The sequence below is a fragment of the Marinobacter lutaoensis genome, from assembly GCF_001981305.1.
In the GTDB taxonomy this organism is placed as follows: domain Bacteria; phylum Pseudomonadota; class Gammaproteobacteria; order Pseudomonadales; family Oleiphilaceae; genus Marinobacter; species Marinobacter lutaoensis.
This window is the reverse complement of the sequence record NZ_MSCW01000015.1, coordinates 1-20,581: the sequence shown is the minus strand read 5'-3', so window position 1 is coordinate 20,581 and position 20,581 is coordinate 1. Positions and strand designations below refer to the sequence as shown.

At 63.7% G+C, this 20,581-nt stretch carries 19 protein-coding genes, 1 tRNA gene and 1 pseudogene; 15 read left to right on the top strand and 6 right to left on the bottom strand.

The features are described 5' to 3' along the window. The first annotated feature begins 103 nt into the window (after nt 1–103). The 8 genes from BTO32_RS17345 to rdgC all read left to right on the top strand — a co-directional run bounded on the left by BTO32_RS17345 (nt 104) and on the right by rdgC (nt 5,933). Nucleotides 104–1,447 carry a TRZ/ATZ family hydrolase gene (locus tag BTO32_RS17345; RefSeq protein WP_076725922.1) on the top strand — a complete coding sequence of 448 codons (1,344 nt, stop codon included), beginning with the start codon at nt 104–106 and terminating at the stop codon, nt 1,445–1,447. 32 nt (nt 1,448–1,479) lie between these two features. After that, entirely contained in the window at nt 1,480–2,199 is a 720-nt protein-coding gene (ubiG, locus tag BTO32_RS17340; RefSeq protein ID WP_076725921.1) for a bifunctional 2-polyprenyl-6-hydroxyphenol methylase/3-demethylubiquinol 3-O-methyltransferase UbiG, read from the top strand. Continuing rightward, nucleotides 2,180–2,854 (top strand): phosphoglycolate phosphatase, encoded by a 675-nt coding sequence (gph, locus tag BTO32_RS17335; RefSeq protein ID WP_076725920.1) that lies wholly within the window; start codon nt 2,180–2,182, stop codon nt 2,852–2,854. The genes ubiG and gph overlap by 20 nt, the downstream gene beginning before the upstream one ends. 59 nt (nt 2,855–2,913) lie before the next feature. After that, a complete protein-coding gene (locus BTO32_RS17330) occupies nt 2,914–3,666 on the top strand; it encodes a YciK family oxidoreductase (RefSeq protein WP_076725919.1) in 753 nt (250 codons plus the stop codon). After that, the gene (locus BTO32_RS17325; protein ID WP_076725918.1) at nt 3,666–3,899 is read left to right on the top strand and encodes a glutaredoxin family protein; all 234 of its coding nucleotides are present in this window, start codon (nt 3,666–3,668) and stop codon (nt 3,897–3,899) included. Before BTO32_RS17330 ends, BTO32_RS17325 begins: the two co-directional genes overlap by 1 nt. Before the next feature lie 12 nt (nt 3,900–3,911). Further along, a complete protein-coding gene (gene yaaA / locus BTO32_RS17320; RefSeq protein WP_076725917.1) occupies nt 3,912–4,682 on the top strand; it encodes a peroxide stress protein YaaA in 771 nt (256 codons plus the stop codon). A gap of 24 nt (nt 4,683–4,706) precedes the next feature. After that, nucleotides 4,707–4,907, top strand: coding sequence for a DUF2788 domain-containing protein (locus tag BTO32_RS17315; protein ID WP_076725916.1), 201 nt, complete (start codon nt 4,707–4,709; stop codon nt 4,905–4,907). A 99-nt stretch (nt 4,908–5,006) separates the two neighbouring features. Further along, nucleotides 5,007–5,933, top strand: a complete 927-nt coding sequence (gene rdgC, locus BTO32_RS17310; protein WP_076725915.1) for a recombination-associated protein RdgC — start codon at nt 5,007–5,009, stop codon at nt 5,931–5,933. A gap of 2 nt (nt 5,934–5,935) precedes the next feature. Here rdgC and BTO32_RS17305 read toward each other — a convergent pair whose 3' ends face one another. After that, entirely contained in the window at nt 5,936–8,686 is a 2,751-nt protein-coding gene (locus tag BTO32_RS17305) for a bifunctional acetate--CoA ligase family protein/GNAT family N-acetyltransferase (protein ID WP_076725914.1), read from the bottom strand. 207 nt (nt 8,687–8,893) lie between these two features. Here BTO32_RS17305 and BTO32_RS17300 point away from each other — a divergent pair, with 207 nt between their 5' ends. Next, nucleotides 8,894–9,820 (top strand): histone deacetylase family protein, encoded by a 927-nt coding sequence (locus tag BTO32_RS17300; protein WP_076725913.1) that lies wholly within the window; start codon nt 8,894–8,896, stop codon nt 9,818–9,820. A 14-nt stretch (nt 9,821–9,834) separates the two neighbouring features. Here BTO32_RS17300 and BTO32_RS17295 read toward each other — a convergent pair whose 3' ends face one another. Beyond that, a complete protein-coding gene (locus BTO32_RS17295) occupies nt 9,835–10,746 on the bottom strand; it encodes a flagellar protein MotY (RefSeq protein WP_076725912.1) in 912 nt (303 codons plus the stop codon). Nucleotides 10,747–10,892: 146 nt separating this feature from the next. Here BTO32_RS17295 and pyrC point away from each other — a divergent pair, with 146 nt between their 5' ends. Together pyrC and rnt are read left to right on the top strand one after the other, a co-directional pair. Beyond that, on the top strand, nt 10,893–11,951 hold the full coding sequence (gene pyrC, locus BTO32_RS17290; RefSeq protein ID WP_076725911.1) for a dihydroorotase: 1,059 nt from the start codon (nt 10,893–10,895) through the stop codon (nt 11,949–11,951). An 11-nt stretch (nt 11,952–11,962) separates the two neighbouring features. Then, nucleotides 11,963–12,622, top strand: a complete 660-nt coding sequence (gene rnt, locus BTO32_RS17285) for a ribonuclease T (RefSeq protein ID WP_076725910.1) — start codon at nt 11,963–11,965, stop codon at nt 12,620–12,622. A gap of 50 nt (nt 12,623–12,672) precedes the next feature. On the opposite strand, the gene BTO32_RS17280 is transcribed toward rnt, so the two are convergent. Then, the gene (locus BTO32_RS17280; protein WP_076725909.1) at nt 12,673–14,658 is read right to left on the bottom strand and encodes an SDR family oxidoreductase; all 1,986 of its coding nucleotides are present in this window, start codon (nt 14,656–14,658) and stop codon (nt 12,673–12,675) included. Between the two features lie 382 nt (nt 14,659–15,040). On the opposite strand from BTO32_RS17280, the gene BTO32_RS17275 reads away from it, so the two are divergent. Both BTO32_RS17275 and BTO32_RS17270 read left to right on the top strand, forming a co-directional pair. Continuing rightward, a complete protein-coding gene (locus BTO32_RS17275; protein ID WP_076725908.1) occupies nt 15,041–15,340 on the top strand; it encodes a hypothetical protein in 300 nt (99 codons plus the stop codon). 38 nt (nt 15,341–15,378) lie between these two features. Next, the gene (locus BTO32_RS17270) at nt 15,379–18,198 is read left to right on the top strand and encodes an insulinase family protein (protein WP_076725936.1); all 2,820 of its coding nucleotides are present in this window, start codon (nt 15,379–15,381) and stop codon (nt 18,196–18,198) included. Here BTO32_RS17270 and BTO32_RS17265 read toward each other — a convergent pair. Both BTO32_RS17265 and BTO32_RS17260 read right to left on the bottom strand, forming a co-directional pair. Then, nucleotides 18,174–18,842, bottom strand: coding sequence for a TIGR04282 family arsenosugar biosynthesis glycosyltransferase (locus BTO32_RS17265; RefSeq protein WP_076725935.1), 669 nt, complete (start codon nt 18,840–18,842; stop codon nt 18,174–18,176). The genes BTO32_RS17270 and BTO32_RS17265 overlap by 25 nt on opposite strands. Continuing rightward, nucleotides 18,826–19,536 carry a TIGR04283 family arsenosugar biosynthesis glycosyltransferase gene (locus BTO32_RS17260; RefSeq protein ID WP_076725907.1) on the bottom strand — a complete coding sequence of 237 codons (711 nt, stop codon included), beginning with the start codon at nt 19,534–19,536 and terminating at the stop codon, nt 18,826–18,828. The genes BTO32_RS17265 and BTO32_RS17260 overlap by 17 nt, the downstream gene beginning before the upstream one ends. 83 nt (nt 19,537–19,619) lie before the next feature. Between BTO32_RS17260 and BTO32_RS17255 the strand changes: the two genes are divergently transcribed. Next, a tRNA-Arg gene (locus BTO32_RS17255) sits at nt 19,620–19,696 on the top strand. Nucleotides 19,697–19,815: 119 nt separating this feature from the next. Further along, a pseudogene (locus BTO32_RS17250) lies at nt 19,816–20,055 on the top strand (integrase core domain-containing protein); the annotation flags it as partial. A 39-nt stretch (nt 20,056–20,094) separates the two neighbouring features. Here BTO32_RS17250 and BTO32_RS17245 read toward each other — a convergent pair. Next, entirely contained in the window at nt 20,095–20,382 is a 288-nt protein-coding gene (locus tag BTO32_RS17245; RefSeq protein ID WP_076725906.1) for a hypothetical protein, read from the bottom strand. Between the last annotated feature and the right edge of the window lie 199 nt (nt 20,383–20,581).

Here is a 20,581-nt window from a genome sequence, read left to right as displayed (position 1 = left end):
CCAACTATTTTGCCAGGGTAGTCGTTGCCCCGGCCGCTGGTTATACTTCCCCGCGACGCTTCATTTCCCGGCGCCCCAGGCGCCTCAGCTGACAGGCAGTTCCATGACCACGGCAAGCTCCCAGAACCAGGCCGATACCCGAATCAACGCCCGCTGGATCATCCCCATCGTGCCCGAGGGCACCGTTCTGGAAGACCACGCGCTTATCCTGAAGGGTTCCCACATCCTGGACCTGCTGCCCCGAGCCCAGGCCGACCGGCAGTACCAGTGCCGGGAAACCCTGGACCTGAACCAGCATGTGGTCATGCCTGGCCTGATCAACATGCACGGCCATGCCGCCATGGCGCTGTTCCGTGGCCTGGCCGACGACCTGCCCCTGATGACTTGGCTCAACGACCACATTTGGCCCGCCGAGCAAGCCTTCGTGGGCGAATCCTTCATCCTGGACGGTACCCGCCTGGCCATGGCGGAAATGCTACGCACCGGCACCACCACCTTCTCCGATATGTACTTCTTCCCCGAGGTCGCCGCCCAGGCGGCCCGGGACCTGGGCATGCGGGCCCAGATCTGTTTCCCGGTAATCGACTTTCCGACCGCCTGGGGCTCGGGACCGGAAGAATACCTGCGCAAGGGCGCCGACCTGATCGACGCCTGGCGGGGGGACGACTTCATCATGCCGGCCATTGGTCCGCACGCGCCCTACACCGTTTCCGATGGTCCCCTGTCGGAGGTACGGGCACTGTCGGAGGCCACCGGAGCCCGCATCCAGATCCATCTGCACGAAACCGCGTTTGAAGTCAGCGATGCCATCGAACGCCTGGGGCAACGCCCCAGCGCCAGACTGGCCCGGGCCGGCCTGCTGGGCCCCCGCAGCCAATGCGTACACATGACCCAGGTGGATGACTCAGACTTGGCACTGCTGGCGAACACCGGTGCCCACGTGATTCACTGCCCCGAATCCAACCTGAAGCTGGCCAGCGGCCTGTGCCCGGTTCAGGCGCTGATGGACCGGGGAGTCAATGTCGCCATCGGCACCGACGGTGCCGCCAGCAACAACGACCTTGACCTGTTCGGCGAACTGGCCAGCGCCGCCATGCTGGCCAAGGTGGTCGCCGGCGACGCCAGCGCCCTGTCCGCGCACCGGGCCCTGGCCATGGCCACCCTCCACGGCGCCCGGGCCCTCGGCCGGGAGCACGAGTTGGGTTCACTGGAGGCCGGTAAGCTCGCCGACCTCATCGCCATCGACCTCAGCGACCCGTTCCTACAGCCGGTCTATGATCCAGCGTCCCACCTCGTCTACAGCCATCACGGCCGAGCGGTGAGCCACAGCTGGATTCACGGGGTACCGCAACTGCGGGACGGCGAGCTGACCCGACTGGACCTGGAAGCGCTGATGCCCGCGGTGCGGGCGTGGCGCGACCGGATACGCCAGCGCAACGCCCGCTGACTGAATTTCCCGATGTTCGAGCAGAGACAACCATGACCGACCAGAACGTAGACCGTAACGAAATCGCCAAGTTCGAGGCCCTCGCCAGCCGCTGGTGGGACCCCAGCAGCGAATTCAAGCCCCTGCACGACATCAACCCGCTGCGGCTGAACTACATTGATGAACGGGCCAGCCTCGCCGGCAAACGTGTCCTGGATGTGGGCTGTGGCGGTGGCCTGCTGTCCGAAGGCATGGCCCAGCGTGGCGCCCACGTGACCGGTATCGACATGGGCGAGGCTCCGCTTTCCGTGGCCCGGTTGCATGGCCTGGAAAGCGGCATCCAGGTGGACTACCGCCGGACCACCGTCGAGGCCCTGGCCCGGGACCCGGAGCACGCCGGACAGTATGACGTGGTTACCTGCCTGGAGATGCTGGAGCATGTGCCCGAGCCCGCGTCCGTGATCCAGTCCTGCGCCGCCATGCTCAAGCCCGGCGGCCACCTGTTTGTATCCACCATCAACCGCAACCCGAAATCCTTTCTGTTTGCCATCGTCGGCGCCGAGTACGTATTGAAGATGCTGCCCAAGGGTACGCACGAGTGGCGCAAGTTCATCCGCCCCTCGGAAATGTCCGACTACCTGCGACAGGCCGGGCTGGAAATCCGCGATCTGACGGGCATGACCTACAACCCGATCACCCGTTCCTACAAGCTGGGCCGGGATGTCGACGTGAACTATCTGATGCACGCCCAGGATGCCCGTGACGACCGATGACCGCCGCCCGGCGGCCGTGCTGTTCGATCTCGATGGCACGCTGATCGACACGGCCCCGGACTTCATCCGCTGCCTCAACCAGCTGCGCCAGCGGCATGGCCTGCCGCCCTTGCCAGCGGCGCACATCCGCCGCTCCGTCTCTAACGGCGCCCGCGCCATGATCCAGGTCGGTTTCGGGATAGAACCGGATCATCCGGACTATCAGGAACGGCATACTGCCTTCCTGGACCTCTACGAAGCGGGCATGACCCAGGAAACCACCCTGTTCGAGGGCATGGACGCACTGCTGGCCAGCCTCGAGGCCCACGCCATTCCCTGGGGCATTGTCACCAACAAACCGGCCCGCTTTGCCGATCCCCTGGTCCGGGCACTGGGCCTGTCCGAACGCTGCGCCACTTTGATTTGCCCGGACCATGTCCGCCAGCGCAAACCCCACCCCGAACCACTGCTGCTGGCCTGCGATCGCCTCGGCGTGCCGGCCCATGCCAGCGTCTACGTCGGCGACCACGAGCGGGACATCGAGGCCGGGCGCCGGGCCGGCATGCACACCGTGGCGGTGCGCTACGGCTACATCGAGGAACCGGCCGCGGTGGACAGCTGGCAGGCCGATTTCATTGCCGACACCGTCAACGACCTGGCAAAGCTGTTACAATAGCGCCCAACGATTTTCCGTGCCCGGCGGCAAGCCGGCGACAGCGACAACGGAGACAGGTTATGCACGACTACCAGGCACCGCCCGACCTTCTGAAAGACCGTATCATCATGGTGACGGGTGCCGGCAACGGTATCGGCCGGGCCGCCGCCAAGGCCTATGCCGCTCATGGCGCCACCGTGATTCTGGTGGGCCGGACGGTGGCACACCTGGAAGAGGTTTACGACGAAATCGAGGCGGCCGGCCATCCGCAACCGGCGATCGTGCCCATGAACTTCGAGGGGGCCATCACCAAGGATTACGAAGAACTGGCCATGACCATCGAGGACAATTTCGGCCGCCTCGACGGTCTGCTCCACAACGCCGCCATCCTGGGCAACCGCAGCCCGGTGGAGCTGTACGATCCGGACATGTGGAACAAGGTGATGCAGGTGAACGCGACGGCGCCGTTCCTGCTCAGCCGGGCCATGATTCCCCTGCTCCGCAAGTCGGAGGATGCCTCGATGATCTTCACCTCCTCCGGTGTGGGCCGCAAGGCCAAGGCCTACTGGGGAGCCTATGCCGTATCGAAATTCGCGATCGAGGGCCTGAGCCAGCTGCTGGCCGATGAGCTGGACGACGAACGCAACAACATTCGCGTCAACAGTCTGAACCCGGGGGCCACCCGGACCAACATGCGGGCCCGGGCCTACCCGGCGGAAAACCCGGATAGCAACCCGGCGCCGGAAGCGCTGATGCCGATCTACCTCTACCTGATGGGGCCGGACAGCAAGGGCATCACCGGGCAGCAATTCGACGCGCAACCGAAAACGTGATGCAGCTGTATTTCTACACCACCGCCCAGTGCCACCTGTGCGAACTGGCCGAAGCCCTGCTGGTGAACACGCCCATGCCGGAACCCCTACCGGTGGATGTGGTGGATATCGCCCAGTCGGAAGCGCTGGTGGCCCGCTATGGCACCCGCATCCCGGTGCTGCGCCGGGACGACACCGGGGCGGAGCTGGACTGGCCGTTCACCCGGGACCAGCTGCTGGCCTTTCTGCAATGAGGATTGTCTGACATGCTGATGGTTATCTCCCCCGCCAAGACCCTGGACTACGAGAGCCCGCGGGCCACCGAGACCTACACCCAACCGGACTTTCTGGACGACGCCTGCGAACTGGTGGACCAGCTGAAGACGCTGGAACCGCACCAGATCAGCAACCTCATGGGCATCAGCGACGCACTGGGGCAGCTCAACGCCGAGCGCTTCCGCACCTGGCACACCCCATTCACACCGGAGAATGCCCGCCAAGCCATTCTGGCGTTCAAGGGCGACGTCTATACCGGTCTGGACGCCAGCAGCTTCCAGGAGGACGATTTCACCTTCGCCCAGCAACACCTGCGCATGCTGTCCGGACTGTACGGGCTCCTGCGGCCGCTGGACCTGATGCAACCCTACCGTCTGGAAATGGGCACCCGGTTCGAGAACCGCCGGGGCAAGGACCTGTACGCGTTCTGGGGCAACCGGATCACCGACGAACTGAACCGTCTGCTGGCGGAGGACGATGGCGTGCTGGTCAACCTTGCCTCCAACGAGTACTTCAAGAGCGTGAACACACGGGCCCTCAAGGGACGACTGATCACGCCGCAGTTCAAGGACTGGAAGAACGGCCAGTACAAAATGATCAGTTTCTACGCCAAGAAAGCCCGCGGCCTGATGTGCCGATACGCGATCCTGAACCGCATCACCCAGGCGGACGATCTCAAGGGCTTTGACCTGGAAGGCTACTACTTCAGCGAGGAACAATCCGACAGGGACAACTGGGTTTTTCTACGCGATCACTCATAAGTTCTTTTGGTATCGGAGCTGTCTATGAACGAAGCTGTCTTTTCCCAGGTGGCCATGCTGGTTCTGCTGACCGGCCTCATCGCCTGGATGGGATTCATCGTCTGGGATCTGGCCAAAAAATCCCAGGCGGGCCGTTTTGGCACCATCGCCCTGTTCATCGTACTGGGCGCCGGCGTGGTGGGCTTTATCATCAAGACCATTCTGGTCGAGATCCTGCAGATCTAGCGCCATCCCCGTCACTTTACGGCCATCGTCCGATGGCCGTATCATCCCCGCCCCCATTAACACCCGATCGACACCAATCCAACGCAAGGACCCTACCCGATGTGGTTTCGAAACGCCCGAGTCTACCGATTCACCAAGCCCTTCGACATTGATCCGGAGACCCTGGAGTCCCAGCTTCAGGCGGACGCCTTCAAACCCTGCGGTCCTCAGGAAACCAGCCGGCAGGGTTGGGTTCCGCCGCTGGGCAAGCACGGCCAGCAACTGGTCCATAGCGCCAACGGCTGCCTCCTGATCGCACTGCGCAAGGAAGAGAAAATCCTGCCCGGCCCCGTGGTCAAGGAAGCGGTGGAGGAACGGGCCGAGGCCATCGAACTGGAGCAGGGGCGCAAAGTCCGGCGCAAGGAAAAGGACGAGATCAAGGAGCAGGTCATGCTGGAGATGCTGCCCAAGGCGTTTTCCAGAAACCGGCGCGGCTACGCCTACCTGTCACCCAAAGACGGGGTGCTGGTGGTGGACGCCGGCTCCGCCAAGCAGGCGGAAGACCTGGCTTCGGCCCTGCGCAAGAGCATCGGTTCGCTGCCGGTGCGCCCGCCCGCGCTGCAACAGGCACCGGCCTTCACCTTCACCGGCTGGCTCAATGGCAGCCTTCCGTTGCCGTCCAGTCTCAGCCTGGGCAGCGAATGCGAACTCAAGGATCCGTCGGAAGATGGCGGCGTGGTGCGCTGCCGCGGCCTTGATCTGAAAGCCGATGAAATCCGCAACCACCTGGAAGCCGGCATGCAGGTGACCAAACTGGCTCTGACCTGGGACGACACCGTGTCGTTCGTGGTGGACGAAGAACTCGCGCTGCGCCGGCTGAAGTTCGGGGACACTCTGCAGGAACAGCTGGAGGCTGTGGACAGTGACGACGCCGTTGCCCGCTTCGACACCGCCTTCACCCTAATGACCCTGGAACTGTCGCGGCTGATTCCGGGCCTGCTCGACGCTCTCGGCGGCGAGGACCGCTCGGCCATTGTAGAGGACTGAGGCTACAGGTGAGCGCCGCCCCTGCGCAGGCGCTCCTTCTGCCAGTCCTTCTCGGGCTCGTTCAGCACCAGGCGCAGGTCCATGACCTCCTCGTCTGGGTTGTACTTGATCTCGAACCCCAGCTGCTCGGCCAGCCGCAACATCGGGCGGTTGTCGGGCAGCACATTGCCCACCATTTCCACCGTGCCCCGGGAGCGGCAGTAGTCGATCATTTTGCGCATCAGCGCCAGCCCCAGGCCCTCGCCTTTCATCTTGTCATCCACCATCACGGCGAATTCGCAGCGGAGGTTGTCGGCGTCGGTCCAGGTACGGACGGTCCCCAGAGTTTCCTCCCCCTCGCCGTCCTCCTTTGGCGCGTTGGCGATGAACACCATCTCCCGGTCGTAGTCGATCTGCACCATCTGCGCCACGTCCTCCCGGGAAAAATGCTTACGGTACTGGAAGAAACGGTAGCGGATGGACTCCGGCGACTGGTGCTCGTGAAAGGCTCGGTGGGTCGGCTCGTCCTCCGCCAGCACCGGACGGATGATCACACGACGCCCGGACTTGGGCAGCACAATCCACTCTTCCAGCTCCCGGGGATACGGCTGGATGATCGGCTTGCTGGGTTTCTCGTCCAGGTCGATGGCAACATTGACCGCCACCGCCCCCTTCTCGTTAAACAGCAGCGGCGAAATCTCCAGCCCCTTGATCCGGGGGATGTCGATCACGATCTGCGACAGCGTCACCAGCGTTTCCGCCACCGCCCGGATATCCTCCTCGGGCTTGAGACTGTGCTCCTTGAGCAGCTTGTACATGTAGGTCCGCCGCAGCAGTTCCCGGGCCAACACCATGTTCAAAGGCGGCAGCGCGATTTGGCGGTCGGTCATGACATTGATCTGCGCACCGGAGGCACCACACACCACCAGCGGGCCGAACTGCTCGTCCCGGGTAATACCGACACTGAACTCGACCCCGCCCACGTGCTGGTAGGAATACTGCACCGCAAAACCGATGAAACCGCTGTCGGGAAAATGCTCCTGATACTCGTCCATCAGAAAGCGACAGCCGTCGATGATGGCCGCTTCGCTGTTCAGTTTTTTCACCGTGCCCTTGTAGCGCCGCTGGCTCGGACTCAAGTCCAGGAACGGATGACACACCTGCTCGTGGATGATGGAGATGTCCACGGGTCGTCGTTCCACCGCGAACACCTCCAGGACTTCCTCCACATCGTCACAGTAGAGGGTATCGATGGTGTTGATGCCATAGTCCCGCACCACTTCCCGGGCTTCCCGGTTGGACAGATAACTGCGCCCGGAACGCAGCGCATTGGCCACCAGGCGCCGGGGCCGGACCCGGTCCGCAAAGTGGTCGGTGAAGGATTCGGGGGTTTCCGTCAGCAGGCGCTGCACCCGCTGGTGCCGGACGTGCTGCATGAACGCCATCACCGCCTTCTCCGGGTTGAAGAAGGACGGGATACCGGCCCGATAGAACTCCTCCCGGGAGTCCATCACCGTGCTCTGGCCCAGCCAGCAGGTGAACACATTCAGCCGCGTTCCCTTGGATGCCTGCACCACCGCATCGGCGATTCGGAGGCTGTCCTCGGTCAGACTCGGGGCGTACATCACCAACACGTTGGCAACTTCCGGGTCCTTTGCCAGGATCTTGATGGCGTTGGCGTATAGTTCCGGCGAGGCGTCGTAGTTCAGGTCGATGGGGTTTTTCCGGGTCCAGTATGGCGGCAGCAGCTTGGCCAGCGATTCGACGGTCTGCTCCGACAGTTTGGCCAGTTCTCCGCCCAGGTCCGCCAGCCGGTCCACCGCCAGCACGCCGGGGCCGACACCGTTGGCCATGATGGCCAGCGACTCCCGGCGCAGCGGGCGCATCCGGGTCAGGGTTTCCAAGGCATCGAACATCTGCCCCAGGCCATCCACCCGCAACACACCGGCCCGTCGCAACATGGCATCGTAGATGGGATCACTGCGTTTGAGGCCGGCCGGCAGGGCATGGGGAATCCATTCAGACTCGGGCACCCGGCCGGACTTGACGGCAATAACCGGCTTGGTCCGGGACGCCACCCGGACAGCCGAGATGAAACGCCGGGGGTTGGGCACATTCTCGATGTGCAGAAGAATGGCGCGGGTCTGGGAGTCCTGGGCCAGATAATCGATCAGGTCGTCATGGTCAATGTCCATGCCGTCGCCCAGGGTCAGAAAGTAGGAAAAACCGACGCCCCGGGCGAAAGCCCAGTCCAGAACCGAGCTGGCGATGGTACCGCTCTGACCGATGAAGGCGACGCGCCCGGGAATGGCCCCCATGTGGGCATAGGTAGCGTTCAGGCTGCGCGCCGGGACCATCAGGCCGATGGTATTCGGCCCCAGCACCCGCAGCCCCGTCTCCCGTGCGGCCTCCCGGACCGAGTACATGAGCGGCTGGCCGGTCTTGCTGTGGGTCCGGGACATTCCCCCGGTCATCACGATGGCGGTGCGCACGCCCAGTTCCCCCAGCTTCTTCACCAGCTTCGGCACCGTATCCGGCGGCGTACAGATGATCGCCAGCTCCGGCGTGAACTCCATCTTCGAGACCCGAGGCACGCAATGCACGCCGTGAACGTTGTCGTAGCCGCTCTGGTTCACCACCAGCAGCTGACCCGGGTAACCGCCCCCCAGCAGATTGCGAAGCACCATGCCGCCGAGGTTGTCGGCCCGTTCGGAGGCCCCGATCACGACAATGGAGCTGGGGTTGAACAGGCTTTCCAGATACCGTGTACTCAAGGCCGACTCCTCAGGGCGCGCCGCGGGGCGACTCGGATGATAATGTCAATAAAACAGGTTACTTATCACTGTATATCTTATCTTAGGCGTTCTGCGATTGATGTAAATCGGCTATCGCGCCCATAAGACCAAAGAAATACGCCCCCCGCGGGGTTTCCCTGATAAGATTGAATAAAATACAAGCACACCCGGGGCATTCAGAGACGTATGACCACCGCTTTCTTTTCCCACGATGACTGCATGAAACACAACATGGGGCCGGAACATCCGGAATCCCCGGAGCGAATATCCACCATCCTCGCCTACCTGGCGGACACCGGCCTGGAACAGAAGCTCGACTGGGTCCGTCCGGAGGAAGCCACCCGGGATCAACTGCTGACGGTGCACCCCGAGAAATACCTGCAGCAGCTGGAGATGATGGCGCCGACCCGGGGCCGGGTGTTCACCGATCCGGACACCGCGCTGATGCCGGACACGCTCCGCGCCGCCCGCCTGTCTGCCGGCGCCAACATCCAGGCGGTGGACATGGTCATGAGCAGTCAGGTCACCAATGCCTTCATCTGCGCCCGCCCGCCGGGCCACCACGCCGAGCGCAGCAAGTCCATGGGCTTCTGTTTCTACAACAACATTGCCCTGGCGGCGATGCGGGCCCTCAATTTCCACCACCTGGAGCGGGTGGCCATCATTGATTTCGACGTGCACCAGGGCAACGGCACCGTGGACATTGTCAGCGGCGATGAACGCATCCTGATGTGCTCCAGCTTCCAGCACCCCTTCTACCCCCACTCCCACGTCCACCGGCAGGCCCCCAACATCATCAACGCCCCCATCGAGGCCGGCTGTTCGGCGGCGGACTACCGCAAGGCCGTCGAGTCAGCCTGGCTGAAGAAACTCCAGGACTTCAAGCCACAGGTGGTTCTGGTATCGGCGGGATTCGACGGCCACAGGCTGGACCCGATGGCGGAACTCAACCTGGAGGTCGAGGACTACCGCTGGCTCACGGAGATGATCGTCAGCGTGGCCCACGATTCGGCCAACGACCGGGTCATTTCAACCCTGGAGGGGGGATATCACCTGCGGGCCCTGGCGGAAAGCGTGGCCGCCCATCTTGAGGTGCTGAGCGCCGTCTACTAGCGCACCGCGACGGCTCAGCTCGCGTTGCCGCCGCCGTAGCCCGATGCCTGCTGGAACTCCGGGCGCTCCCCTGCCCGCTGCAGGCGGATGGTGGTGCGGCGGTTGTCGGCGGGCCGATTGGACACGGGGTAACGGTCGCCGTGGGCGCGTACGGTGATCATGTCCTCGTCGACTCCCCGGGACTTGAGGTATTCCGCCACCACATTGGCGCGCTCCTCCGACAGGGCCCGGTTGTCGATCCGGCTACCGATACGGTCGGAGTGACCATCCACGAAGACCCGTTCAACGGTCGAATCCGCCAGCACGTAGGTGGCAATGTCATCCAGCAGTTTCCGGTCGGCTTCGGAGAGGCGGGTACTGCCGCTGGCGAAGGGGATCCGGGAGCGCTGAATCTGATCATAGTTGACCGGCAGCAGGTTATTGCTGCAATCAAGGTAGCGCTGGAACGCAGCCGCGAAATGAATGTTGGACACCCGCACCCGAACCGGCCGGCCGTCGTACCAGGACGTTCGGGTGAGGGTCGGCTGCATTCCATCCAGCAACCCCTGGGCCAGCAGCCAGGCCTGACGGGCCCCCAGCGACACCTGCCGGCGCTCCCCAGAGACCTCCACCATGCCCACTTCCCGTGGCGCCGCACCCGGCCGCCAGGCCGGTGCTTCCACCATCAGCAGACCACGCCCCGGTTTCATCAGGGCCGACTGGGCCTCCAGCTGAAACGACAGCGTCTCGCCGGCCCGGTGCCGGAACAACGCGCGACCATAACCGGGCACATCGTGCACCAGGGTACACTCGAACACCGATTCGGACAGGTACCACTGGCTGTTCTCGATGCCGGCACCGTAGCTGGCGGCCTGAGCACCCGCCGTCACCAGCCCCCACAGGGCCAGTGCCGTACACCACCTCGATTTGCGACGCCGGTCGGTCATAGTCCGGTTTCCAGGGAATCCCAACAGTTACATTCACTTGCCTCGGGTAACGGCCGCTTCGCCGAATTCTTTAGCGCCGGTAGCCAAAAACAACGCGGTGCCTTCTGGTATAATCCGCCCAATTTCCTGGCCCTTCGGATGTCCCCATGACCGATCGACTGACCATAACCCGCCCGGACGACTGGCATCTGCACGTACGCGACGGCGATGTGCTCAAGGACGTTGTCCCGGCAACCGCCGCCTGTTTCGGACGCGCCATCATCATGCCGAACCTGGTGCCTCCGGTAACCACCGCCAGCGCCGCCCTGGCCTACCGGGAGCGGATCCTGGCGGCCGCAGCCGGCACCGGCTTCTCGCCGCTGATGACCCTGTATCTGACCGAAACCATGACGCCGGAAACCATCCGCGAAGCCCATGCCGCCGGGGTGGTCGCCGCCAAGCTCTATCCCGCCGGAGCCACCACCAACTCGGCATCCGGCGTGACCGACATCCGCAACATTTACCCGGTGCTCGAGGCCATGGCGGAGTGCGATATGCGACTGCTGGTCCATGGCGAGGTGACCGATCCGGACATCGACATCTTCGACCGGGAGAAAGTCTTCCTGGACCGGGTCCTGGCCCCGACCCTGGCCCGTTTTCCGACCCTGAAGGTGGTCCTGGAGCACATCACCACCGCCGACTCCGCCGAGTTCGTGCGCGCTCACAACGGCGGCAACCTGGCGGCGACGGTGACGCCACAGCACCTGATGTACAACCGCAACCACATGCTGGTGGGAGGGATCCGCCCCCATCTGTACTGCCTGCCGGTGCTCAAGCGCAACCGCCACCAGCAGGCCCTGCGAGACGCGGTGGCCAGTGGCGACACCCGCTTTTTCCTGGGCACCGACTCGGCACCGCACGCCCGGCACCGCAAGGAATCCGACTGCGGCTGTGCCGGCTGCTACTCCGCTCCCGGTGCCATCGGGCTGTACGCGGAGGTTTTCGAGGAACTGGGCATCCTGGACCGACTGGAGGCCTTCGCCAGCTTCAACGGCCCGGACTTCTACGGCCTGCCCCGCAACCAAGACACCATCACCCTGGTTCGGGAGCCCTGGACCATGCCCGCCGAACTGCCGCTGGCAGGAGGCACCATCGTGCCCCTGAAGGCCGGCGAAACCATCCAATGGCGCCTGGAAGGCCAGCCAACCGATTTCCCAACGCAATAACCGGAGTTCGAGTGACAGACGAAAGCAAAGCACCCCACCCCATGTCGAAGCGCTTCCGCGGCTTCCTGCCCGTGGTGGTGGATGTGGAGACCGCCGGCTTCAACCCGCAGCGGGACGCCCTGCTCGAAATCGCCGCCGTGCTGCTGACCATGGACGACGACGGCTGGCTGCATCGCGGCGAAACCTATGTGCAGCAGATCGACCCGTTCGAAGGAGCCAATCTGGAGCAGTCCGCTCTGGACTTTACCGGCATCGACCCCTGGAATCCGGAGCGCGAGGCGGTGCCGGAACGGGAAGGGCTGAGCGAGATTTTCAGCCCGATCCGCAAGGCCGTGAAAACGCACGATTGCAAGCGCGCGGTGCTGGTGGGCCACAACGCCACCTTCGACCACAGCTTCGTGTTTGCCGCTGCGTTGCGGGCGGACATCAAGCGCAATCCCTTCCACCCCTTCTCCACCTTCGACACCGCCACCCTGGCCGGCCTGGCCTATGGCCACACGGTACTGGCCCAGGCCTGTAAGCTCGCGGGCATTCCCTTCAGCAACAAAGAAGCCCACTCGGCGGCCTACGATGCCGAAAAGACCGCGGACCTGTTCTGCAAGATCGTCAACCGCTGGAAAGCCCTGGGCGGTTTTCCGCCCCCGCCGGTGCCCGAGCCGGACGAAGCCTGAACCAAAAAAACCCGCCGAGGCGGGTTTTTTCATGGCCGAAAGCCCATTGCTTACCAGTAGATTCCACGCATGATCGCGGCAAACGCCACCTGTTCCGTGGATACCTTGGGCTTCTCCCCGGACTGGCTGCCTGCGGCCGCCGGCGAATCCGGAAACATGCGGTAACCGGTGTTCATCACAATTTCGCCAAACTTCGGCGCCAGCGCATGCAGGACCTGGGCAAAGATCCCCAACCGGGTGGCGATGCGCTTGGGCCGGTAGACGATAGCGTCCGCCACCATCTGCGCCGCCTCCTCCGGACTCAGGGTCGGCACCGAGTCATAGATCTTGGTGGGGGCGATCATCGGCGTGCGGACCAAGGGCATGTTGATGGTGGTGAAGGTAACGTTCCGGTCCGACCATTCCGCCGCAGCGCACCGGCTGAACGCGTCCAGGGCGGACTTGGAGGCCACATAGGCCGAGAAGCGCGGCGCATTGGTCAGCACCCCAATGGAGGAAATATTGACCACATGCCCCCGCTTCCGCTCCAGCATCGCCGGGGCGAACCCCATAATCAGACGCACTGCGCCAAAGTAGTTGAGCTGCATGGTACGTTCGAAATCATGGAAGCGGTCGAAGGACAGCGCCAAGGAGCGGCGAATCGAGCGGCCGGCGTTGTTGACCAGCACATCCACATGGCCGTGGTTGTCCAGCACCGTCTTCACGAAACGGTCACAGTCGTCCATATCGGAGAAATCGCAGGGATAGGCGTGCACGTTGCCGCCCTTGGCTTCCAACGCCGCCGCCACTTCATCCAGCTTTTCCTTGGTGCGGGCGCCGATCACCAGGATGGCGCCCGCCTCGGCCAGCTTCTCGGCGGTGGCCAGACCGATCCCGGAGGTCGCCCCGGTCACCACGCACACCTTGCCCTCGACCGTGCCCCGGAGCGTGCGGTCCTTGAACAGGTCCGGGTCCAGGTGACGTTCCCAGTAGTCCCAGATCACCGGTGCATAGTCCGGTAGCCGGGGCACTTCGATGCCGGTCCCCTTCAGGACCCGCTCGGTTTCACGGGCATCGAAGCGGGTGGGATAGTTGATGAAGGACATCACCGACGGCGGAATACCCAGGTCATCCAGCACCGCGCCGGCAATGCGCTTGACCGGCGGCAGATTCTTCAGGCTCTGACGAATGAAGGGCGGCACGAAGCCGAACATGCGCGAGTCGATACGCATGGCCATGCGCGGCGCATGCCCGGCCTCGCTGAAGATGTTGAGGATTTCGCCCACCTTGTAGGGGTCGCTGTCGACCAGGTGGAAACACTTGCCGTCCTCGCCCTCGGCGTGGGCGATGTGGTCCATGGCATTCACCACGTAATCCACCGGAACGATGTTCAGACGACCGCCCTCGATGCCAATGGTGGGGACCCATTGGGGCAGCGCGTGGCGGATCTTCTGGATCATCTTGAAGAAGTAATAGGGGCCGTCGACCTTGTCCATCTCGCCGGTTCGGGAGTGACCAATGACCATGCCCGGACGGTAGATACGGAACGGAATCCGGCAGTTTTCCCGAACCACCCGCTCGGATTCGTGCTTGGTGCGCAGGTACGGATGATCGAGCTTTTCCGCCTCCTCGAACATGTCTTCCCGGAAGGTGCCCTTGAACAGGCCGGCGGCGGCAATCGACGATACATGATGGAAACGCTTCGCGGCCATCGCCTCGGCCGCCTGCACCGCGGCCCGGGTGCCCTCGATATTGGCCGCCTGCTGGGTTTCCGCGTCGGCCCCCATGTCGTAAACCGCGGCAAGGTGGAAGAAATGATCGATCCGGCCCTTGAGTGACGCCAGCGTGTCGGCATCCAGGCCCAGATTGCTGCTGGTCAGATCACCGGGCACCGCGATCACCCGGGACTCGTCGGCCTGCCACCGTTCCCTCAGTTTCCGCAACTTGTCCTGGCTCTGCTCCCGCACCAGGAGGTAGACCGTACCGCCCCGTGCCAGCAGTTTTTCGACCAGAAAACGGCCAATGAAGCCCGTGCCACCCGTAAGGAAGTAGTTCATTGATTGTCACCCTGCTTGTTGCTCTGTTGTTATCTATCCATGCCAACGATCTACGACTAAAGTCGTAGAGTCTCGCAAACGCTGGCATTGTACTTAATTGCAACGTTCATGTATCGGACTTTTTTAGAGCTTTTACTCTGTAACTCTTTGTTTTGTATAGAGCTATTACTCTAGAACCCCCGAAAACCGGCAACTCCGGCGGGGCCGGAGGCGTCACGACACACCTTGTCAGAGACTAGCACAGACGGCGACGGGCGAGCGGTCGGCCGGTCGCAACCCGAAAATCATGAAAGACCGCCGGCGCAATGCCATAATCCGGAACTTATCGCATGTTCCGCAGTCTCTCAGTCACCATTCACACAGGCTTGTTACACACACCATCATGGCAAAAGACAACGCAAACACCGAACGCTACATCGCCATTGCCCGCGCCTGCCTGAAGGCCATCAACGACACCGCCGGCGCCGCCGGCTCCCGGGAACAAAAGATCCAGGCGGTCTACGACGCCATCGACCAGGCCTTTCAGTCAGAACTCGCCGACTACCGGCAGACCCTGGCCATCATGGCGACCGTCCTCGAACGCATCGCCTCCGGCCAGTTGGCTGCCGAACAGGCGGCGGAGCTGGCCAGGAAGACCCTGGACCAGCAACCCGAAAGCACCCGTAACGCTCGGATCCACTGATCCGGCCGCTCATTGCCCCGATGTCCGAGGACTTTGTCATGCCCCAACCACTGCGCCTTCTGACTGGCCTGCTGCTGTTGTGGTTCGCAGGTATCGTCCTAGCCGCCCAGCAGCCGGTCAAAAGCCCGAACGACCCCAACGAATACCGTTATCTGGAACTGGACAATGGCCTGAGGGCCATCCTGGTGTCCGACCCCTCCGCCGATAAGGCGGCCGCCGCCCTGAACGTAAGCGTCGGCAGCGGCGATGACCCCGAGGACCGGGAAGGTCTGGCCCACTTTCTGGAACACATGCTGTTCCTGGGCACCGAAAAGTACCCCGAACCTGGGGAGTATCAGCAGTTCATCAAGAGCCACGGCGGCAGCCACAACGCCTTTACCGCATTCCAGGACACCAACTACTTCTTCGATGTGGACGCCCGTTTCCTGGAACCGGCCCTGGACCGCTTCGCCCAGCAGTTCGCCGCGCCCCGGTTCACCCCGGGGCTGGTGGACCGGGAGCGTCACGCTGTGCATTCCGAATTCACCGCCAAGCGACGGGACGACGGCCGCCGCTTCTACTCCGTGGAGAAAGCCGTCAGCAATCCGGAGCACGCCTTCAGCCACTTCGCGGTGGGCAATCTCACCACCCTGGCCAACACCGACGAACGGCCGCTGCGCCCGGACCTGGTGCACTTCTGGGAAACCCACTACTCCGCCAACCTCATGACCCTGGCAGTCTATGGTCCGCAATCTCTGGACGAACTGGAAGCCATGGTCCGCCCGCGGTTTGGCGCCATCGCGAACCGGCACCTGGCGCCCAAGCGGCACGACCAGCCGCTGTACCGCCCCGACCAGCTGCCGTCCAAGGTGACCGCCGAAGCGCTCCGGGACATCCGCAGGCTGACCCTGAGCTTCCCCATTCCCTCCCAGAAGGCCCTGTACGAGACTAAACCCGCCAGCTACGTGGCCAATCTGCTGGGCCATGAAGGCCCGGGCAGCCTGTTCGACGTGCTGAAGCGGGCCGGCCTGGCGGAAAGCCTGTCCGCGGGTCTGGGCATGGATACCGGCTATGGCGCCACCCTCGAGGTGAGCCTGGCCCTGACTCCCGAGGGTCTGTCGCGGCAGGACGACATCCTGGCCCTGGTATTCGACTACATCGACCGGATCCGAACCGAGGGCATCAGCGAGCAGCGGTTCCGGGAAATGCAGCAGCTGGCGAGGATCGACTACCGTTTCCGGGAAAAGGGAGAGCCAGTCAATGAAGCCATGCGTCTGGCCAGCCAGCTCCAGGACTACCCGGTACGGGACCTGCTCCGGGCTCCCTGGATGATGGAACGGTACGCGCCGGAGCAGTACCGGGCCATCCTCGACCGACTCACGCCCGACAACGTCATGGTGTTCGTGCTGGCGCCGAATCCAACGTTGTCCGATCCCCAGGTCACCCGCTGGTACGACACCCGTTGGCAACGGGAGCCGCTGAACCCAGCGGCACTGACGCAGGGTGCCCCCGAAACACTGGCTGAACAGCTCCATCTGCCCGACGCAAACCCATTCATCCCGGACAACCTGGATCTGGTGGCCGGCGCCAGCATGCCCCATCCCGTCCGCCTCGGCGCGCCCGAGGGCCTGGCCTTGTGGTTCGCCCGGGATACCCGTTTTGACACCCCCAAGGCCAACGTCTTCATCGGCCTGCGCACACCGGCGGCCCGGGCCAGTGCCCGCAGCGCGGTGCTCACCCAGCTGCTGGTCGATGCCATCAATACCAACCTCAACGCCTGGGCCTATCCGGCACGGCTGGCCGGCCTGAACTACAGCGTGTACCCCCACCTCCGGGGGATCACCGTCCGGGTGGGCGGCTACAGCGACAAGCTGCACACCCTGGTGTCCCGCATCCTCGGTCAGGTGGCGCATCCGCGACTGACCGAATCGCGTTTCGAGATCGCCCGGCGCAACCTGATCGACGGCCTCGAGAACCGGGCCAAAGACAAGCCCGTGGACCAGACGTCTGAGTTCGTGCAAACCGCGCTGATCGAGGGCGCCTGGAGTACCGAGGAAAAACTCAGGGCCGCCCGGGAGGTCACCTTCGACGAGCTGCGCTCGTTCGCCGACAACCTGCTGACTGAGGTAGACCCGGTGATCCTCGCCCACGGCAACCTCACCGAAGCCTCGGCCCTGAACCTAGCCCAACAGGTGCGCGCCCTGGCGCTGTCGGGCAGCCGGACAACCGACGTTCCCCGGTCCCACGTCCGGCGCCTGCCGCCGGGTGAAACCCGGGTGTCGCTGACGGTGGATCATCCGGACACCGGCTATACCCTGTATCTCCAGGGCGACGACACCGGGTTCGCGGAACGGGCCCGCTTCCGGTTACTGGCACAGCTGATCAGCAGCCCGTTCTACGAGGACATCCGGACCAACCGTCAGCTGGGCTACATCGTCTACGCCACTCCGTTTGAAATGTTGGAAACACCAGCACTCGGACTGGTGGTGCAATCACCGGCCACCGGCCCGGAACAGATCGATGCCGCGGTCCGGGCGTTCGCGGAGCAGTTCGAAGCCCGACTGTCGAATCTGGACGAGGCTCAGTTGCAACGGGAAAAACAGGCGGTGATCAGTCGACTTTTGGAGAAGGAGCGGCAACTGGGCGACGTCTCAGGCCGGTACTGGCGGGAAATCGACCGTCAGGCCACCGGGTTTGATTCGCGGCAGCGGCTGGCCGAAGCCATCCGGGCGGTGACCCGGGACGAGCTGGTCGATACCCTGCGTCGTTCACTGCTGGAACGCCAGCACGCCCTGCGGGTCACCACCGGGGGCGAGGGGCTTGACGAGACGGCAGCCCTGGAGCAGCTGACCCGTCAGCCGGCGGTGCCGGCGGGCTGAGTTTCGCCCGCCATCTTCAGAAAGCGGGCCCAGTCCTCGGGCTCGTCCACATCCCAGCGGGGCTCCAGCAGGCAGTAACGGAGCCCCAGACGCTCCAGGCGCTCGCAGGTCTGGCGCAGCACGGCGGGGGTCCCCCACTCGATGCCCGCCAGCATGTCCGGCACCACCCGGCGGGCGCCAATCAGCACATATCCGCCATCGTCCGAAGGGCCCAGTACCACGTCATGCGTGGCCAGGGCCGATACCGCATCCCGGGCATAGCCCGGATCCACCGACGGGCAGTCGCTGCCCACCACCACGGCCCGCTCGAACGTCGCCAGAGCCTCCCCCAGCGCCGCCGTCATGCGCTCGCCCAGGGTATCCCCCTGCTGCACCCACTGCCCGATACCGGCCGCACGCACATCGTCCAGGATGAGCTCCGCCCCGGGGTCGGCGTCCAGAACCTCCCGGTCCCACCAGAACTGCACCGGGTAGCCCGTGGCGCAAAGATTGTCGAGCACCGCCCGCACCAAGGTCACATGGGCCTGCAGCGCGCCCGCCACGCCCAGCGCCGGAACAAGGCGCGTCTTCACTCTGCCGGCCTCCGGCCACTTCGCGAACTGAAGAAAAACGGCGGAGGTGACGGTATCAGGATTTTGATGCATGACGGACATCCGAGCGGTAAATCTGGGCCAGGGACTCCGGCGATTCGCCGCGCCAGTAACGCCAGCGCAACCGCCACATCAGGACGATCGTACGCCAGGGACCCAACGTTTCCCAGCGGCGGCTGTCCGTGACCACGGGATCGGCGATGCAGAACGGTGGCGACACCCGCTTGAGGCGCCGGGACAACTCGATGTCCTCCATCAGCGGAATGGGCTGAAAACCACCCTGCGCCTGGAACACCTCGCGGCGCACAAAGAGGGCCTGATCACCGGTGCAAATGCCGGTCAGCCGGGACCGCCGGTTCATAAACCAGGCAATGACCCGAAACAGCGGCCGGCGGCCGCTGAGCCGCACGTCGAACCGGCCCCACGCCCGGGGACTGGCCACGAAACGCGCCAGCCAGGCCGGTGCCGAGGCCGGCAGCCGGGTGTCCGCGTGCAGAAACAGCAACACATTGCCCCGCGCCACCCCGGCGCCGGCATTCATCTGCACCGCCCGACCCCGGCCCGACGTCACCACCCGGTCACACAACGGACGCGCCAACCCGGCCGTGCCATCGGGACTGCCGGCGTCCACCACGATCACCTCGTGCCCCGCCTCGCGCAGGGGCTGTAACGCGGACAGCGAAGCCACGATTCCCGCGGCCTCCTGCCACACCGGCACAATGATGCTCAACGACACCGTCTCGGACACAACACCCTCCGCAAACACCCCACCAGGCCGCAACTTGAGCCATAGGCCCAGGCCCGCTATGATACCGGCCTTCCCGTCGTTTTGCCCCCGTAGCTCATCTGGATAGAGCGTCCCCCTCCTAAGGGGAAGGTAGCAGGTTCGAGTCCTGCCGGGGGTACCATTGGGTGGCCCAGTACCCGCGATGGCACCTCGGGTACAAGGGATTCTCCCCCCCACTCCAAGCCCAAACACCCGCCCCGCCCACGAGCCATCGCGGCAGGTTCCGCCACGGTGCTGATCATCGAACGCCTTCACCGGACGTTACTGGACGAACACTTCCGCGTTCAGGGGCGCGTGAAATGGTATGAGAGCATCGAGGAGATGCAGGCAGACCTGGCTGACGACCTCATCCAGTACAACACCAAGCGACCACACCAGGGCCGGAATATGAACGGTCGCGTGCCTTACACCGTGTTCAAAAAAGGCCTGCCGAAACCGCCAAAAATTGGAAACACGAAAGCAGCCGAAAAAGCTGCTTAAATAGGGTGCCCGCTGGGGGCATGTGTCAGGTGAATACTGTCACTGTACAGACTGATTGCCATAGAGCCTTGCCCCGTAAACGATGTGCACATAGAAAAGAAGCGGCACAAAAATCAGAATCGCCAAACCCACGATCCCCTGATGCTCCAGAGATTGTCGATACGTCGGTTTGATAGCTCCAAGGGAAACTACGTAAAAAACAAGTCTCGACACTTGAATGAAGGGCCAAGCCACGACCAGAAAGAGTATCCACAGCACCGAAGCAACAACAAAAGCTTGGGCAAGTGACTCCAGCGTGCTGACGAATCCCGAACTATTGTCTTGCACAGGCTCCCTCAAATTTAACGCCAATGTTCAGCGGCCGGGTTGTGAAGCGTAGCGTAGCAAACCGGTCCGGTGGAGGTCCGCGAGGACCGGAATGGACTTCCCCCAATAAATTGGACACGCCCCATCATTTAATTCCCTCGAACTCTATCGGAGTCCGGTAGCCAAGGCCACTGTGCAGCCGTTGGCTGTTATAAAAGCA

Excerpts from the sequence above, each read along its gene's own strand:
- BTO32_RS17280 (WP_076725909.1), bottom strand. The coding sequence starts at position 14,658 with ATGAACTACTTCCTTACGGGTGGCACGGGCTTCATTGGCCGTTTTCTG.
- ubiG (WP_076725921.1), top strand. The coding sequence starts at position 1,480 with ATGACCGACCAGAACGTAGACCGTAACGAAATCGCCAAGTTCGAGGCC.
- BTO32_RS17270 (WP_076725936.1), top strand. The coding sequence starts at position 15,379 with ATGCCCCAACCACTGCGCCTTCTGACTGGCCTGCTGCTGTTGTGGTTC.
- gph (WP_076725920.1), top strand. The coding sequence starts at position 2,180 with ATGCCCGTGACGACCGATGACCGCCGCCCGGCGGCCGTGCTGTTCGAT.
- BTO32_RS17330 (WP_076725919.1), top strand. The coding sequence starts at position 2,914 with ATGCACGACTACCAGGCACCGCCCGACCTTCTGAAAGACCGTATCATC.
- pyrC (WP_076725911.1), top strand. The coding sequence starts at position 10,893 with ATGACCGATCGACTGACCATAACCCGCCCGGACGACTGGCATCTGCAC.
- BTO32_RS17275 (WP_076725908.1), top strand. The coding sequence starts at position 15,041 with ATGGCAAAAGACAACGCAAACACCGAACGCTACATCGCCATTGCCCGC.
- BTO32_RS17265 (WP_076725935.1), bottom strand. The coding sequence starts at position 18,842 with ATGCATCAAAATCCTGATACCGTCACCTCCGCCGTTTTTCTTCAGTTC.
- BTO32_RS17300 (WP_076725913.1), top strand. The coding sequence starts at position 8,894 with ATGACCACCGCTTTCTTTTCCCACGATGACTGCATGAAACACAACATG.
- BTO32_RS17315 (WP_076725916.1), top strand. The coding sequence starts at position 4,707 with ATGAACGAAGCTGTCTTTTCCCAGGTGGCCATGCTGGTTCTGCTGACC.
- rdgC (WP_076725915.1), top strand. The coding sequence starts at position 5,007 with ATGTGGTTTCGAAACGCCCGAGTCTACCGATTCACCAAGCCCTTCGAC.
- yaaA (WP_076725917.1), top strand. The coding sequence starts at position 3,912 with ATGCTGATGGTTATCTCCCCCGCCAAGACCCTGGACTACGAGAGCCCG.
- BTO32_RS17345 (WP_076725922.1), top strand. The coding sequence starts at position 104 with ATGACCACGGCAAGCTCCCAGAACCAGGCCGATACCCGAATCAACGCC.
- BTO32_RS17325 (WP_076725918.1), top strand. The coding sequence starts at position 3,666 with ATGCAGCTGTATTTCTACACCACCGCCCAGTGCCACCTGTGCGAACTG.
- BTO32_RS17295 (WP_076725912.1), bottom strand. The coding sequence starts at position 10,746 with ATGACCGACCGGCGTCGCAAATCGAGGTGGTGTACGGCACTGGCCCTG.